This window comes from Telluria sp. RB2R28 (genome assembly GCF_059685835.1).
In genome coordinates this window covers 32,406-46,778 of the sequence record NZ_JCASIK010000008.1, presented here as the reverse complement: position 1 = coordinate 46,778, position 14,373 = coordinate 32,406, and the positions used below count along the sequence as shown (strand labels likewise).

The 14,373-nt window shown below is 56.0% G+C and carries 8 protein-coding genes and 2 pseudogenes; 3 read left to right on the top strand and 7 right to left on the bottom strand.

What is annotated here, in order from left to right:
- Window positions 1-18 precede the first annotated feature (18 nt).
- Window positions 19-402 (top strand): VOC family protein, encoded by a 384-nt coding sequence (locus tag AC56LV_RS22410; protein WP_499560883.1) that lies wholly within the window; start codon window positions 19-21, stop codon window positions 400-402.
- Between the two features lie 144 nt (window positions 403-546).
- Here the strand turns inward: AC56LV_RS22410 and AC56LV_RS22405 are convergent, their stop codons facing one another.
- Window positions 547-1,239 (bottom strand): IS6 family transposase, encoded by a 693-nt coding sequence (locus AC56LV_RS22405; protein WP_499560881.1) that lies wholly within the window; start codon window positions 1,237-1,239, stop codon window positions 547-549.
- A 318-nt stretch (window positions 1,240-1,557) separates the two neighbouring features.
- On the opposite strand from AC56LV_RS22405, the pseudogene AC56LV_RS22400 reads away from it, so the two are divergent.
- Window positions 1,558-2,522, top strand: a pseudogene (locus AC56LV_RS22400) (IS5 family transposase).
- Between the two features lie 1,481 nt (window positions 2,523-4,003).
- On the opposite strand, the pseudogene AC56LV_RS22395 reads toward AC56LV_RS22400, so the two are convergent.
- The 4 genes and pseudogenes from AC56LV_RS22395 to AC56LV_RS22380 form a co-directional block, all read right to left on the bottom strand.
- Window positions 4,004-5,065: pseudogene (locus AC56LV_RS22395) on the bottom strand (IS3 family transposase).
- A gap of 876 nt (window positions 5,066-5,941) precedes the next feature.
- Complete coding sequence (locus tag AC56LV_RS22390) at window positions 5,942-6,403, bottom strand: hypothetical protein (protein WP_499560879.1); 462 nt, start codon at window positions 6,401-6,403, stop codon at window positions 5,942-5,944.
- A 448-nt stretch (window positions 6,404-6,851) separates the two neighbouring features.
- Window positions 6,852-7,913 (bottom strand): ParB/RepB/Spo0J family partition protein, encoded by a 1,062-nt coding sequence (locus AC56LV_RS22385; protein ID WP_499560877.1) that lies wholly within the window; start codon window positions 7,911-7,913, stop codon window positions 6,852-6,854.
- The gene (locus tag AC56LV_RS22380) at window positions 7,913-9,118 is read right to left on the bottom strand and encodes a ParA family protein (protein ID WP_499560875.1); all 1,206 of its coding nucleotides are present in this window, start codon (window positions 9,116-9,118) and stop codon (window positions 7,913-7,915) included. Before AC56LV_RS22380 ends, AC56LV_RS22385 begins: the two co-directional genes overlap by 1 nt.
- Before the next feature lie 1,297 nt (window positions 9,119-10,415).
- Here AC56LV_RS22380 and AC56LV_RS22375 point away from each other — a divergent pair.
- Complete coding sequence (locus tag AC56LV_RS22375; RefSeq protein WP_499560873.1) at window positions 10,416-11,768, top strand: replication initiation protein; 1,353 nt, start codon at window positions 10,416-10,418, stop codon at window positions 11,766-11,768.
- Between the two features lie 71 nt (window positions 11,769-11,839).
- On the opposite strand, the gene AC56LV_RS22370 is transcribed toward AC56LV_RS22375, so the two are convergent.
- Together AC56LV_RS22370 and AC56LV_RS22365 are read right to left on the bottom strand one after the other, a co-directional pair.
- A complete protein-coding gene (locus AC56LV_RS22370) occupies window positions 11,840-12,703 on the bottom strand; it encodes a hypothetical protein (protein ID WP_499560871.1) in 864 nt (287 codons plus the stop codon).
- Window positions 12,700-13,779 (bottom strand): tyrosine-type recombinase/integrase, encoded by a 1,080-nt coding sequence (locus AC56LV_RS22365; RefSeq protein WP_499560869.1) that lies wholly within the window; start codon window positions 13,777-13,779, stop codon window positions 12,700-12,702. The genes AC56LV_RS22370 and AC56LV_RS22365 overlap by 4 nt, the downstream gene beginning before the upstream one ends.
- Window positions 13,780-14,373: the final 594 nt, after the last annotated feature.

Genomic DNA, 14,373 nt, shown 5'->3' with positions numbered 1-14,373 from the left:
CCACCTGGAGATACCGGCATGACGATACTGACCCACATTACCCTGGGCACGACCGACCTCGAACGCGCCAAGGCCTTCTACGACCACGTACTCGAGCCGCTTGGCTTTGCGCGCCTGCTCGGCATCGGCGGAAGAATCTGCGGCTGGGGCATCGGCGCACCCCAGTTCATGGTGGGCTACCCGCGCAACGGCGATCCGGCCACGGCCAGCAACGGCTTCACTATCGGCCTGGCCGCGCCGAGCCGCGCAGCGATCGACGAATTCCACCGCCGTGCCATCGAACTCGGCGCCACGGACGAAGGTGCGCCGGGCCCGCGCCCGTTCGCCCCCAACGCCTACGCGGCCTACATCCGAGACCCAGACGGCAACAAGCTCGCCGCCTCATGCCGTAATCCAGAATAAGTAAATCCGCTTCCGATGAAGGCTTAGCACCGGCATGTATAACCATACCCGTCGCATAACGGCATTGTCACACCCATAAAAAACGGCGGTTGTATCGCGTTAGCGATTTGAGGCTCAGATGTGCTGGCGAGGAGTTTGCCGCTTTCAAACTGGACGGATTTGTCCTGCCAACGCATAAAATTGGTCGGCGAACGATGTGCGAGCAACGCCTTCAATGCTGAACTGGTCCTTGCGGATCATGTGCATGAGCTCGATGCCGGCGAGCACGTTGGCCGCTGCATGAAAGGACTTGAATCCCAGCATCGGCCTGGTCACGCGTTTGATCGCGCGGTGGTCCTGCTCAACTATATTGTTGAGGTATTTGACCTGCCGTACGGTGACCGGGACAGCCATCGCGCCGTTAATTTCGTCGATCGCGGCCTTGTTGGCTCCGCTCTTGTCCATCGCGATTTTCTCCGGCACACCGTTCTCCCGCATGGCTTTCTCAAAGAAACGCTTAGCGGCCGCCGTGTCGCGATGTGCCGTTAGCAGGAAATCGACGGTCTTTCCTTCCTTGTCGACTGCACGGTAGAGATACTTCCAGACGCCCTTGACCTTGACGTACGTTTCGTCCATTCGCCAGCTAGCGCCGACCCAACGCTTATGCTTTCGTGACTGTGTTTCAATCAACGGCAGGAAACGAATCGCCCAACGGTTGATCGTCGAATGGTCGACTGACACGCCCCGCTCTTCCATGAGCTCTTCGATGTGCCGGTAGCTGAGCGGGTAGGCCACGTACCATCGGATGCAGACCAGGACTACGTCAATCGGGAAACGCATTCCTTTGAAGCTGAGCATGTCGGATCGTCAATGTGCGGCGTTGCAGTCTACCCGATCTGGGCAACCGCTCGGCTAACGCGACAAAACCAGTTTTTCTGCATACCCTATATCTTTCACATGCCGCGCTAACCTGCACCGAAGAATTACCAAGCAGCGCGGCTGGTACTTACGGTGACGGAGCAGCACTGGAACGGTAATAGATCGCCAACGGCCTTCTGAGGGCGGATATACATACACTGTAGAATTAGGGAAGCGCTGATTTATTCCCTGTCTACCGTTTCGCCGGCCCGTCTGACCTGAGACAATATCGGCACGTTCATCGGTACCCATACGATCATGCAGAGAAGTTTTCCCGACCTCGAGTACGCCGCCAAGAAGAAGCTGACCCGACGCGATCGCTTCCTCGCTGAGATCGACAGCGCGACGCCCTGAGGTCAACTGCACAGGTTGATTGAACCGCACTATCCGAAGGCCAGCGGCCCTGGACGTCCGCCGATCGGCCTTGCTCCGCATGCTGCGCATGTACGTGGCTCAGCAGTGCTTTGGCTTGTCCCATGAAGGCATTAAGGATGCAATTTACGACAGCCAGGCAATCCGTGGCTTCGTCGTATCGACCTCAACCGCGAGTCGGCGCCAGACGCGACGACACTGCTCAAGTTTCGTCATTTGCTCGAAGCAAAAGGCATCACGCGCCAGATTTTCGACACCATCAATAAACACTTGGCAGAGAAGGGCTTGATGATGCGAGAAGGTACCATCGTCGACGCCACCTTGATTGCCACGCCCCTTCAACGAAGAACAAGGACGACGAGCGCGACCCGGAATTGCATCAATCTAAGAAGGGCAATGACTGGCACTTCGGGATGAAAGCGCATGTCGGCGTGGATGCTGCTTCGGGCCTGGTGCACACACTGACCAGCACGCCGGCAATGTCTCGGACGTGACGCAAGCAGGCGCGCTGCTGCACGGCGATGGGACGGCTGCTTGGCGATGCCGGTTACAAGGGCGTTGAAAAACGTGCAAAGAGCCTGGGGAAATCGGTGACTTGGCACGTGGCGATGAAGCGCTCCAAGCGCAAGCGCTGCGAAGGACAAACTGGGGCGCATGCTCGAAAAATTCGAGCACCTCAATGCGAGGGTGCGGCGAAGGTCGAGCATCCGTTCCACGTCACCAAGAACCTGTTTCGCCAGCGGAAGACGCGCTATGGCGGCTTGGCCAAAAATACGGCTCAACTGTTTACCCTGTTTGGGTTTGCCAGTCTGGCGCTCACTGGCCGGCTATTTACGATCACTGAACCCTAAAGTGCGTCCTGAGCGCCGAAAGGCGCAGGGAATTCGTTCAATTCGATGAAAACGACCGGTTGCGGCACCAAAAAATCGTACTTCGACAGCGTGCGGCCGCTTCCTTGCCCAAAGATGGGCTGCACTCATAAACTATCAATTGATCAGCGCTTCCTTTGCGAATCGTGCCGGACGGTCGTGCCCCCTGAGATTCGGCGCCCTTGGCGTAACCGTCAACCGAAGGTTTGTTTCAATCTGTACTCTCAATATCTCGACAATTTGATTTCCAACCTTACTGTCGTATATGACGTTGAAGCGAACTTGAACGGTAGTGCTTCCATCACATTTGACCGGGGCATGTACAAATAATAGAAGCAGCAAAGTTATTCTGCCATCAGTACCTCACTTATCCGCCTTGGCGATCTAACTCGACAATATAACTCTAATATCGAGTTGGGCAACGAGGTTGTACACTCGGGCTAAGCGGCCCGTCTGCTATAGGCCAAGGTTGTGTGAAAACGCGCGATCAATGTATTTCAGGGATCCCTTTATCATTCCTGACCTCGAGAAAATCGCGTTGCGTCGTTCTGAGAGGTCGATTTTTTTGTTCGACGATTTTTCTCGCGTTTTTAGACAGCCTGCGCCAACACCGGACCTCCACGGATGACTGGGGGATCATCGCCGATGCCCGTAGCTTTGCTAGCTAGTCAAACCGCTGATGAACGTATCTATTTCTGTTACTGAGCAAAGTTTGCGATTAGAAGCTCGCTCCACGGTACTGATTAGACGTTCAGTGCGGCCTGGCGGTCGGCCAGGGCTTCGGCCACTAAGCGCTGGTCGCCTAGGGATGCGCACAGGCTCTTGAGCAACCTGCCGCAGGTGAGCGTGATGAATGCGCCCACGCAGGCGTAGTTCAGCGTGAAAATGGCGACCCTGCCGAACGAATTGGGATTAGCGTTTTGTATGCGAAAGTAACTCTAGCCTGTCATGCAGAGCAGCGTCACTGATATGGCACTGAGCGCTAGCATCACCAGTCCTGCGCGCATGCCCAGCAAAATGAGCGACGTCACCGGCGCCGCGAGCAGGTACAGCAGGCCCACGTTCCAAACGTCATCATCGTACCGATGGCCGCCAAACAGGGTTACCAGATAATTGACGACGGATTATTAGCTGCTAATAATGCCACGCTGGGGTCCTGTTTGAGATCGTGTGTGTTCCGAAGTACGAGAGTTCGTGCCTAGAGGACATGAGGATCTCCGGTACGCCACAGGCGCGATCTACTGCTCTTCTCGTCTACGCTTATAGATATTTGCTGCCACTATTAGCAACCGAACCGTTAGCGTGGCACTGAGCTATACCGGAATACATCAATGTTAAACGCGTCGTTGATGCGTCGTCGATCACGTGTGAGTGAGTCTCGCGCAGACGCCTAGGTTATTAGCGGCTAATAAGGACTGAGCCATGTGGGCCTTCACGAAACTACTCTGCCCCTCTCGGAGGAGTTATTGATTACCTGCAAAGTCAGCGCGTAAATCATCTCTGGTCTGGTAATGCTTTTTGCTCAGGCGCTCGGTCTTTAGCGTCGAGAAGAAGCTCTCCATTGCAGCGTTGTCCCAGCAGTTGCCACGACGGCTCATGCTGCAAACAATGCGGTGCGATTCAAGCAGACGCTGGAAGTCCTCGCTCGTGTACTGGGAGCCCTGGTCCGAATCATGCCGTACCGCGCAAGGCCGGCCGCGACGGAAGATAGCCATTAGCAGGGCATCCATCACTAACCGCGCGGTCATCGTCGGTTGCATTGACAGCCGACCACACGCCGCGAGTACAGGTCCAGGACAACAGCAATAAACAGCCAGCCCTCACCAGTCCATACGTAGGTAAGGTCGGCCGCCAGTTTCTGATTTGGGCCTGTCGCTTCAAACTGCCGGTCCAATAAATTCGGCGCGATGGCGTGAACTGGCGAACCGAGCTGCCTTGGCGCCCGGCGTTGCTTGTGACGCGCTTGATGCCGACGGCTTTCATCAGTCGTGCCACGCGGTTCTCGCTGCAGGAGAAACCAGCGTCGATAAGGTCTCGCACTATGCGCGGCGAACCATATGTGCCATCGCTGGCCTCGTGGCTGTGCTTGATTGAGTTAAGGAACTAGGCATTCTCAGGTTCATGCGCACTTACTGGCCGGCCAAGCCAGTCGTAGAAACCACTGCTCGATACGCCAAGCAGACGGCACATCGTTCGCGTCGGCCAGATGGTTCGATATTTGGCGATGAAGCCGTACTTCACTTTAGGTCGGCTGCGAAATAGCCGAGCGCTTTTTTTAATATGTCGTGCTCCGTCTTGACCTTCGCCAGCTCGCGTTGCATGCGCTCGTAGTCCTGAGGCGATACCTTCTCGTGACCGCCTGGAACCTCTGCATCCACGTTAGCTTCTCTGCACCATCGCCCCAGCAAATTGGCACCGATGCCAAGGTCACGGGCTATTGCCCCCTTGCTTGCGCCAGGCTGACCTACCGGTTTGCCTGCCTCGCGCTTAAACTCTTCTGAGAACAACCGTCTTTCACGTGCCATGTAATACCTCCTATAGGAACGACATAGTTATCGAAAGTGTCCGTCGCGGTGGGGGAAGGCCAAATACCCATTATCAGCTTCTGCGAATGGGTATTAAGGCCGGTAGGCTGCCCATGGCCTATTCGTATGAGTGCCTGACCAAATGCCGGAATCGTTATGGATTCGTTAATGCATGCAACATCACCTCGTGGCTTAGGGCAGGCTACCGGTCATTGTCCTAGCGCGATTTTGGTGGACTCTGTCTCACATACCATTCACCCGTCAAGTAGCGAACAGAGTCTTGGTTTTTGCGGACACGCGACCAATGTAACGACGACTGCTTTTAAGCGTCGTTGAGTAGCTTTGCTACTGAACTTCAGCAGAGCATGAATGCGTGCTCACGCTACCTGCCGCATGAGAATGGTGCGACTACACTATTAGCTGCTAATAAGCCGGTGCCAACGGCCTGCCCTGATTCGGGGTTGCACAACTAAGAACATATATGCCAATGCGATGCCAAGGTGTCTACCGGGAAATTTTCCACCCGATGCAGAAGGCTTTCTCTACGATCACCTAGATACCTGGATAATAAATGCTCTTAGTGTGTGCATGACTGCAGCAGGCTTAGCAATGCCAACGCAGGGATGAACCTACGCCTATCACATCCTGATAACGTCCCCAGATTTCATTTTCGAGGCGCGAGCCCAAGATGCCAAAATTATTAGCTGCTAATAAAGCGCGCGTCAGCATACGTAGCGAAACGGCAATACGAGTGTCTGCAAAAGCGAATTATTCATTGCTAACAAAGTGGTAAGACCATCAGCCACTGTAGAACCTGCACCACCGATCTTCTACGCAACCCAAAAGGCAAGCGATGGTGCTTCATTTGAACGCACATCAACAGGAGGACCGGCACGACTTCATCGACAAGCAGCGTAAGCCCTCGACTTCCTGCTGACGGACAAGCGCGACATGGCCGCAGCGAAGCGCTTCTTCTACAAGACAATCGGAGCGAACGGCGATCCAAACAAAGTCGCGATGAACAAAAGCAGAGCCAACAACACGGCCATGGATACAGTCAACGCCGGCCGCCACGTGCCGCTCCTTGTGATGTAGGTTGAGTTCCTCGAGAACGTCCTCGAGCAGGATCATCGCGCCATCAAGCCGGTGACCAGCCCGATGCTCAACTTGAAATCGTGCCGAGCCACTGGCATCGTACTCGCCGGCATTGAGCTGATGCACATGATCCGCGACGGCCAGTTCGTGATCGACGGGCGTTAATGCCCATGGCGTTCGCTGACCAATTTTTTGCGTTGGCAGGAATAGCCCGTTCGGTTTGAGCCGTAAATTGCGGTTCAAGGAAATTCTGTCGTTTGCTCAACATCGCGATAGAACCATCGAGGATGCCAGATAGGGCCACTACTTGCTAACGTTCGCCATCTGCTGGAGCGTTGGCAGAACCGACATGACCGGCGTTCGCGCGAAAACTTCTTGATGGCTATGGCATCAGTGATCCCGACTGACGGGATCGATATCCAATCTTATCTGCTCAAGCGAAAGAAACGCCTATCTTAGTTCCGGACTTTAGCTGGCCAAGCCAAGCGCTGAAATTGCGCCAGGATAATGGCACGCTTACAGATTTAACTGCGTGATTGCAAAGGATCCAACGCATTGTTCTGCTAGCCTCCCGGGAGTCGTCGGGACGCCAACCTAGGTGGTGCAAGAAAGCCGGAATGTACGCCTGCCCCCTAGCCTCCCAAGAACTTTTTCATCGCGACCTTGGCACTGTACAACAGCGCCCGGCAGCTCATGCATTGCCAGGCACCTCAAGACTCTCGACGACGCCCTTCAGCGCTGCCAGAATCTGCTTTTCGGCCTCGGCTTTTTGCTCGGGAGATAGTCGGTCGTTGAAGTTCACGACCAGGTTGCGATTGTTCGAGCGCACCGTGAAGACCGATTCGCCACTGCGGTCAGGTACTGTCTTTTGTATTGCGACTTTGGCGCGCGGGCGCATCCCGACCTTCTTTGTGGTGCAGCGTACACGCAGCTGTTCCGGCTCCAGGTCCGGCTCGTCAATCATCGTTTCGACGGCAGCCATTACAGCCGGCAAGCTTTCCGGGTCATGGTCGAGGACTTCGCGCACGACTTTTGCGTGCCGGTAGGTCAGCAGCGACGGATAGTCCCCAAGCATCGCAACAAGCGGCGGAGGCAGGCGCGCCACCGACAAACATTGAGAGACGCGGCCTTGGGAGCAGGCAAACAGGCGCGCCACGTCCTTCTGGGTCGTCGCAAATCCCTTGTCGAGCGCGAGCTGATAGGCACAACCCCGTTCAAAGTCGCTCAATCCGACGTGCGACTCGTTGCTCGTAAGTGTGGCTATTTCCGCCTCACGATCCTCGAGCGCGAGGATCCTGGCGACGATAGTGGCCCAGCCGATCAGTCGTGCCGCGCGCACGCGTCTGTGTCCAGAGATGAGCTGGTAGCGGCCATTTGCCAGGCGACGCACGCGTACCGGCTCATCCTGTCCCTGCATGCGCAGCTGCTCGCCTAGTAGCAGCAGCTCCGTCTCGTCGTAACGGGTGCGGGGCTGATAGGGAGAATCGTCGATCTCGCCCAGATCGACCGGCACGTTCACATCTTGCATTACCTTTGACGCGGCGCCAGTGTGGCCCGCGGCTGGCTGTGCGCCCACCAAGTCTTGCAGGGAACGCGACGGACCGCTGGGAGCATCATTCATGTGCATATTGCCTGGCCTCGCCGGCGCTGCAGGCGCAATCGGCGTGGCCGTCGCGCTGCCGGTCTGGCGCAGCCGCGCTTGCAGTTCAGCCGTCAAGTCCGCCTGGGAACGGCTATTGGAAGAGTTCGCCATTACGCCGCCTCCATCTTCTCTAGTAATGCATTGGCCACGGCGCGAAGCTCCTCCGCTGGACCGCTGCTTGGCCTAGAGAGAATGACAGGCATGATCACGTCATCCGACAGCGCCTTGCGGAACTCCTCGCTGGTAGCGATCTGTTTTTCAAGCCAGGCATCTGGATACTTGGTCGTCAGCGCCACCACTTGGGCCGCAACACGGGCGCGCCGCATGTCGTAGAAATTTGCCAGCGTAATCATGCGCGGAAACCGCCCATGATCACGCTGGAGCTCGCCCAGAACCTTGGCTAGGTACGACACCGATTTTGTGCTAAAGCGCTCCATCGACACGGGGGTGACTACGAAATCACTGCCGAGCATCGCACCGCGTGTCGCCTGATTCTTTGCCGGCGGCGCGTCAAACAAGATGACGTCATATTGCGATAGATCCACGTTGGCATTTTCTCCGGAGAGTCCTTTTTGTAGCCAGGTTGCAATCGCTAGTTCCGGTTTTCTCTCCATCAGCCGTTCGAGCGTGAAAATCGCTTCGAGGTCGTCGAACCCAAGTTCCGACGGAATCAGGTGAGGCCCATGCTCACCATACGGCTTCTTGATAACCGTGGCGAGCGGTTCGACGCTGCCGTCCTTGCTCCATTGCGGCAGTAGATTCCCGAAATGGTACTTCACGACTGCTTCCGGATCCATGCCTAGTTCATTAGCCTCCTCCTGCGTCACTTCCGGATCGTAGCCGAACGCCATTGTCAGGTTGGCCTGGAAGTCCAGGTCGACTAATAGCACACGCAGGCCGCGCAAGGCAAAGGCGGCCCCAATGTTGGCAGCCGACGTCGTCTTACCGACACCACCTTTAGCAGCATAAACGGTAATGATCAGGGGACTGCGTTTAATTAGGCCGTTCTTGCGACGCCGGTGCGCTGCCAGCTCGAACACATTCTCGATAGTGAACAGGCGAGTCTTGGGCCCTTCGCCACCCTGTCGCTGTACTTTGATATCGGCTTCGTCAGAATCGCGGCGTACAGTGTCGGCACTGATGCCGAGCATGGTTGCTACTGCCTGCACTTTGAACGTCTTTTCAACAACGGGTCGTTGCGCCACTATAAGCTCCGTGATGTAATCTGCAATTATTCTCGCAGAAGCAAAGTATCGATGCAAGGATATTTTGCCATAAATGCCTTTCAGCCTTGCATACACCTCATTGATGAACAATTAGCTTACAGCGTCTCAGAATCGAGTTTTACATAAAAAGGTACTCCGCAATGGTGGTGGTAGCCAGTACAGTTCGATATGTCGCGATTGGAAGGTGAGATCCCGCAGGGAGTGAAACTTCTTACCAGCAGCACTTTTCGATACTTCGAGTTCCGTGCTAGCAAAGAGCTCACTATCCCTAATACAGGAGCCATTGCCGTCGTTTTCGGTCTTTTTCTGGACAATTTGGTTTCCCGCGCTATTGAGAGGTTTATTTGAATAACAAAGTTAACCCGTTAACACCTGTTTACCTGCGCGCAAACTCAGCAGCCATGCGGGTTTCAAGGGTTAACGGTGAGATCGTGCGGGGAGTACGGTGAGACTCTACAGGGGCTTTCGTGAGCCGCTACGGGGAGTAAGCTCGAAATCGGTGAGAATCCACAGGTACCTTAGGTGAGTGCATACAGGGTGTAGGGACTTCTTGGGTGAGTCTGTACAGGGACATGACCCTACATTGCGTGAGTGTTTGCGGGGAGTGATGACCTAGTGCCGGATTATAAGGTGCCAATTCTCCTCCGTAGGTGAGCTTTTACAGGGTGTCGTCGTGCGATATAGATGACGTATCGTGCTTTCGATGCCAAAATGAAATTAATGCCATTGTCCCGCATAGATTCCACCAGCTGATTCCCTTTATATCTTCCATTTGGCAAGTATTTCCTGATCGTGGTTGACCTCATCACCGGAATTTGTTTCCGTCAAGCACATTCGGTACCTAAAGGTGAGGTAATACAGGGAGTAAAATGCTGGTGTACGATACTGTACGCGCGGTAAGACCTTCCGAGGTGAGACAACACGCGGAGTAAAAGTTCTTCGATGCTGTGAAGGTGAGGCTCTACAGGGAGAACTGGGTATATTTGGCTAAAGGTGAGACGATGCAGGGGGTCACGTGGGCACCTGCAACGTTACTAAGGCGGGTTCGTTGTCACCATTGGGTATTTTCAGGCTACCAAGGCGGCCCTAATACGGGAAACTGGTGTTCACGGTGAGAGCGTACAGGGAGCCTGGTCGCTCTGAAGGCGTTTTAGGTGAGCTTCTACAGGGACGGTTTTCCTCGACAGGAAGGTTAGGTGAGATTTAACAGGGAGTCTAAACACCTACTGGTTCTCTATGGTGAGAAAGTACTGGGGCATGGAAGGTGAATTTTTAAAATTCACCTAAAAATAAATTGGTGAAAAAGACTTCCTCACCTAAGATGACAGTGCCATAATTCACGCACTTCAACCGATTCTACCCAGCATGACCTGAGGAGCAATCACCGTTGCCGCGCAAACCCAGAGAAAAACCGACCAGTGTTGCGGAAGGCGCCCTTGTCACCGTCATTACGCGACCTTCACTCGAATTTAACAAGTCGAACGAGGCTATTGGACTGCGGGTCGTCGAAGGCTCCCTCACATTGCTGAACCGCAAGGTATTTAACGTTTTGGTTCATCATGCGCAAAAGATCGGCTCGCTCGGACAGCGGGCCCCGGTCGATACGCCATCATCCAAGAAATACTTTTGGGTTCCCTTGTCTGAACTGGCCAGGGACGCTCATTACGACAGCAAGGACATGCAGTTCCTGCGTGAGCAGATCGAGCGCATGCAGGACATCAAGCTGCGCCTGGAGACGGACCGCCAGTGGACCAGCGAGCGCCTGATCGCCTCGGTCACGTTTGTCAATCCGAAAGGACTGCGCAGCAAGACCGGACAGGTCTGGGTCGGCTTTGCATTTCCGCCCGAGGTGCATGAGAGCGTGATGCAGCCGCACACCTACACCCGCCTGAGCATTTACTACCAGGGCATGCTGCGCGGCGGACCATCACTTGCACTGTACGAAGTGTGCCGACGCTACGCGACCAATCCGTCGAAGGTCACCTATGTCGAGACATATGTGCACTGGTATGGCGTCCTGACCGGTAATCCGGTGCCGGATGACACGAGCAGTCTGCCGGAATACAAGTATTTCAAGCGCGATGTGCTCAAGCGCGCCATTGCCGAACTCAACGCGGTCACTGACATTGACGTCGAACTGATCGAACACAAAAAAGGCCTGCGCGTCGAGTATCTCCAGTTCAGGGTGGAACTGTCGAAGGAACCGCAGGTGGAAGCCGATTCGTCTCCGGTCATTGACATCACGCTACTCGAACGGCTAATGAAGCTTGGTTTGAACCAGCATGAAGCGTCCGATATCTTGGCTCAGCATCCGGCAGACAAGGTTAGCGAAGCCTTGAATGTGGTCGAGGCACGGTTACTGGTTAAGACGGGCGCGCCGATTGGATCGAAGCCGGCCTACTTCCGATGGGCGCTCAACAACGACATCAAAGCGCCGGCGCCGAAGGTCGCGGGCAAGCAGAAACAGGATCCAGCGCCGGCGGCGCCGACGCTGCTGGAGCGTTTCCGTGCAGAGCGCGCCAAGACCGCACTCGACGTATTCAGAGAGATGGATGAACAGCAGCGCGCAGAGATATATGCCCAGTTCCAAGCCCAGTCTACGCTGAAGCCCGTAGCCATCGGCAAGGTGCTTGATTCGGGCGTGACGAGGACCTCACTTGGTCTGTGGTATGCACAGGCCCTGTGGGGCGAGCCGGGCGTCGAGGAGCTGTCGAACTTCGCAGGCCAGGATCGGTCCTAGTAGGTGCGTAGCTCAATCCATACAGGTCGGCCGGGCGTGCACTTAGGCCGCCGGTTCTGGCCGCTATCTGGCTACCTAACAGTGATCATCATGACCATGCGGTCGACCATCTCTCGGATGTCGGCAATTTGCAAATGACTTTCGTTTCGCAAGAGTTGTTTGTAGAGCAATGAGACAATCTGGAACGAGTCGACCGCACGTACCTGAACCGCTACTGCAGCCCGCCCGCGCTGGATTAACCGGAAATAGTAGTGCGAGTCCTGAAACTCGATCTGGAGCGACTTGTCGTGTTCGCGGCCATGACCGTCGAAGCGGAGCGAACGGATCTTATTCTCCAGAAGAGCCAGTACCTGGTAGGCTTCCTGCACCGTCAGTTGCACCACGATCTTGTTCGGCCAGTCGAACGTCTTGCGAGCGCCGCCGCCGGCGAGCGCCACGGCGCCCTCGATGTTGATGGTGTGTTTGCGCTCCGCCCTGGTCGTAGCTTCAGCGATGCATAGCGCCGCCGCAGAGGAAAAAATCTTAAAGCTGTAGTACGGCGGATCCGCTACTGGTGCCGGGGTATTGTCGGCGACCGCAGCTGCTGCGCCCAGCACGGCCAGATAGCTCCGCGCGGCCGCAGCGCGTGACGTGCGTGAGGCGATCGCGTCGATAGCGTCGAAGAACTTGTGTCGGTCATTGAGCGCCAACGTCACGAGTTCGTCAACGGGTAACTGGTTACCGATGCGTTGCAGAGTCGTCCGCGTCGTTGCATCTAGCACGCGGACAGTTGGCTCGAGCTCGTCGCGCTGCTGGCGATCGCCGGCAGCGAAGGCAAGGAGGGCCGCTTCAAACCGTTTGCCCGCGCCGGAGCTGGCCAGCTCGAGCAGCTGGTCGCGCGAGAGCGCAGGCAATCCGGCCGCGGCCAGGATGTTTGTGATTTCCGAGAGCTTCATCGGGTACCTTTCTTTCTCGGTTTGGCTGTTTCGTAAATCTCGGCTGACCGTTCCAACGCAAGGCCAAGATAGCCTTTGACGTCGTGTTTCGTGCGGCCGTGTTCGTTCAATTGTTGCGCGGCGAATGTGTTCCGCAAAGTGCGGCCGCCGCTCCGGTTGACGTCGATGCCTGCTCGGGAGAACGTCGCTTTCACCTGGCGCCAGAGCGTTACCTTCGACATTGGCTTGCCCTCGGCGTCGCCGGGGAAGACCAAGTCGCCTTTTAACAGGCGCTGCCCCTTACTATCCTCGGCCAGCCGTTCGATGAGCCAGTAGCGCAGCGCGTCGGCGCCGTAGCCGTGGACGATGGTTTCGTGCTCATAGCTGGTGGCGTGCTTATCTTCTGGATTGATTTTCAACCGGATCGGTAGGGGGCTAAACGAGTCCTCGACCTCGCCCAGATGCAGGCCGATCGCTTCGGCTACCTTCAGCCCTCCGAACAGCAGCGTCGCCTGTACGGCATGGTCGCGCCGGCGCTTCCACGCTTTGGGTAGTCGCCCGGCCCGGTTAGCCCCAGGCGGGTCGAGCGGAGGCAGGGCGGACACGAAAGCGGCTACCTGTTCAGAGTCCAGAGCTTCAGTGCCGACGTTCTGCGCGAGGTAGTGGTTGTCCGTGGCCAGCTTGGTGGCGGACGTTGCCGGGTTCGGCGCGATCTGCACGTGGCTGTAGCAGCGCTCGAGCAGGCGCAGATACCGTTCGGTGATCCCGCTGTTCTGCTCACCGCGCCGGCGCAGCTGGCTGATGAAGCGCACCAGGTCGCGTTCCTCTACCTGCGAAAAGCGGCGGTTCTGGCCGGCGAGCCAGGCCGCGAACTTGCGAAACATGAAGGTGTAGACCGCTGCCGAAGTCGTGGAGATTGCCTCGGGCTCGGCTTCGCCAAGTCGCCGGCTGGTGCTGGCGAAAGCTGGCGTCGTCACGAAGGCTGTGAAGGCGGCAAGGGGATCGTCGTCCCACGTTTTCAAGTCAGGCATAAGTACCTCGTTGTTTGCGTTCACCGCGGCCGCCGGACGGTCGGCGCCGGAGGCGCGAACCGTCATGGTTTTTCGGTGTGGAGTACGCCAAGGATACCATAACTGAAACTAACGGACAGGCAAGTTGTTCAATCCCAAAGGGATGCGACTGCCACTGGCTTCGGCCCGAGCCGGGGGGACTCTCTGGACTCTCTTTGCTCTTTTTGTTCTTTTCACTTTTTTAGCACCCGACGAGGGGCGAGCAGGCGAACGGTTGAGTTTGAATAGTCCGCAGTGTGTCTGGAGGGATGCTTTGATCCAACTTCTTCTGTGCGTTAGTTTCAAATGCGGCTGACGCTCGAAGTGTGTCTGGAGGGGAACAAATACGGTTTCTAACGGTGGGTTTATTACTTTTCATGCTGCCTTCTCACCCGTCTGCGGTGATGGCAACCGAATTTTACTCCGATTATCTCCACACGCGCTGGTTGAAAGCTGGCCAACATTAGACCGAATTTGAGTTAGTCGTTGCTTTTCAGCAAGATATAATCGTTAGATGTTGGCAGGTCTCGTTTTGTTGCAACGGCCAGAACAACCGGCACGGTATCCACCTTGCGCGGCATCTCTCGCAACCTCACCGCGAACATGATCCCTACTGGAATCAGGAAATCTGAAATGAAGTTG

What these genes read in the sequence shown, in the direction of transcription:
- AC56LV_RS22405 (WP_499560881.1), bottom strand. Translation starts at nt 1,239, where the DNA reads ATGCTCAGCTTCAAAGGAATGCGTTTCCCGATTGACGTAGTCCTGGTC.
- AC56LV_RS22410 (WP_499560883.1), top strand. Translation starts at nt 19, where the DNA reads ATGACGATACTGACCCACATTACCCTGGGCACGACCGACCTCGAACGC.
- AC56LV_RS22370 (WP_499560871.1), bottom strand. Translation starts at nt 12,703, where the DNA reads ATGAAGCTCTCGGAAATCACAAACATCCTGGCCGCGGCCGGATTGCCT.
- AC56LV_RS22365 (WP_499560869.1), bottom strand. Translation starts at nt 13,779, where the DNA reads ATGACGGTTCGCGCCTCCGGCGCCGACCGTCCGGCGGCCGCGGTGAAC.
- AC56LV_RS22385 (WP_499560877.1), bottom strand. Translation starts at nt 7,913, where the DNA reads ATGGCGAACTCTTCCAATAGCCGTTCCCAGGCGGACTTGACGGCTGAA.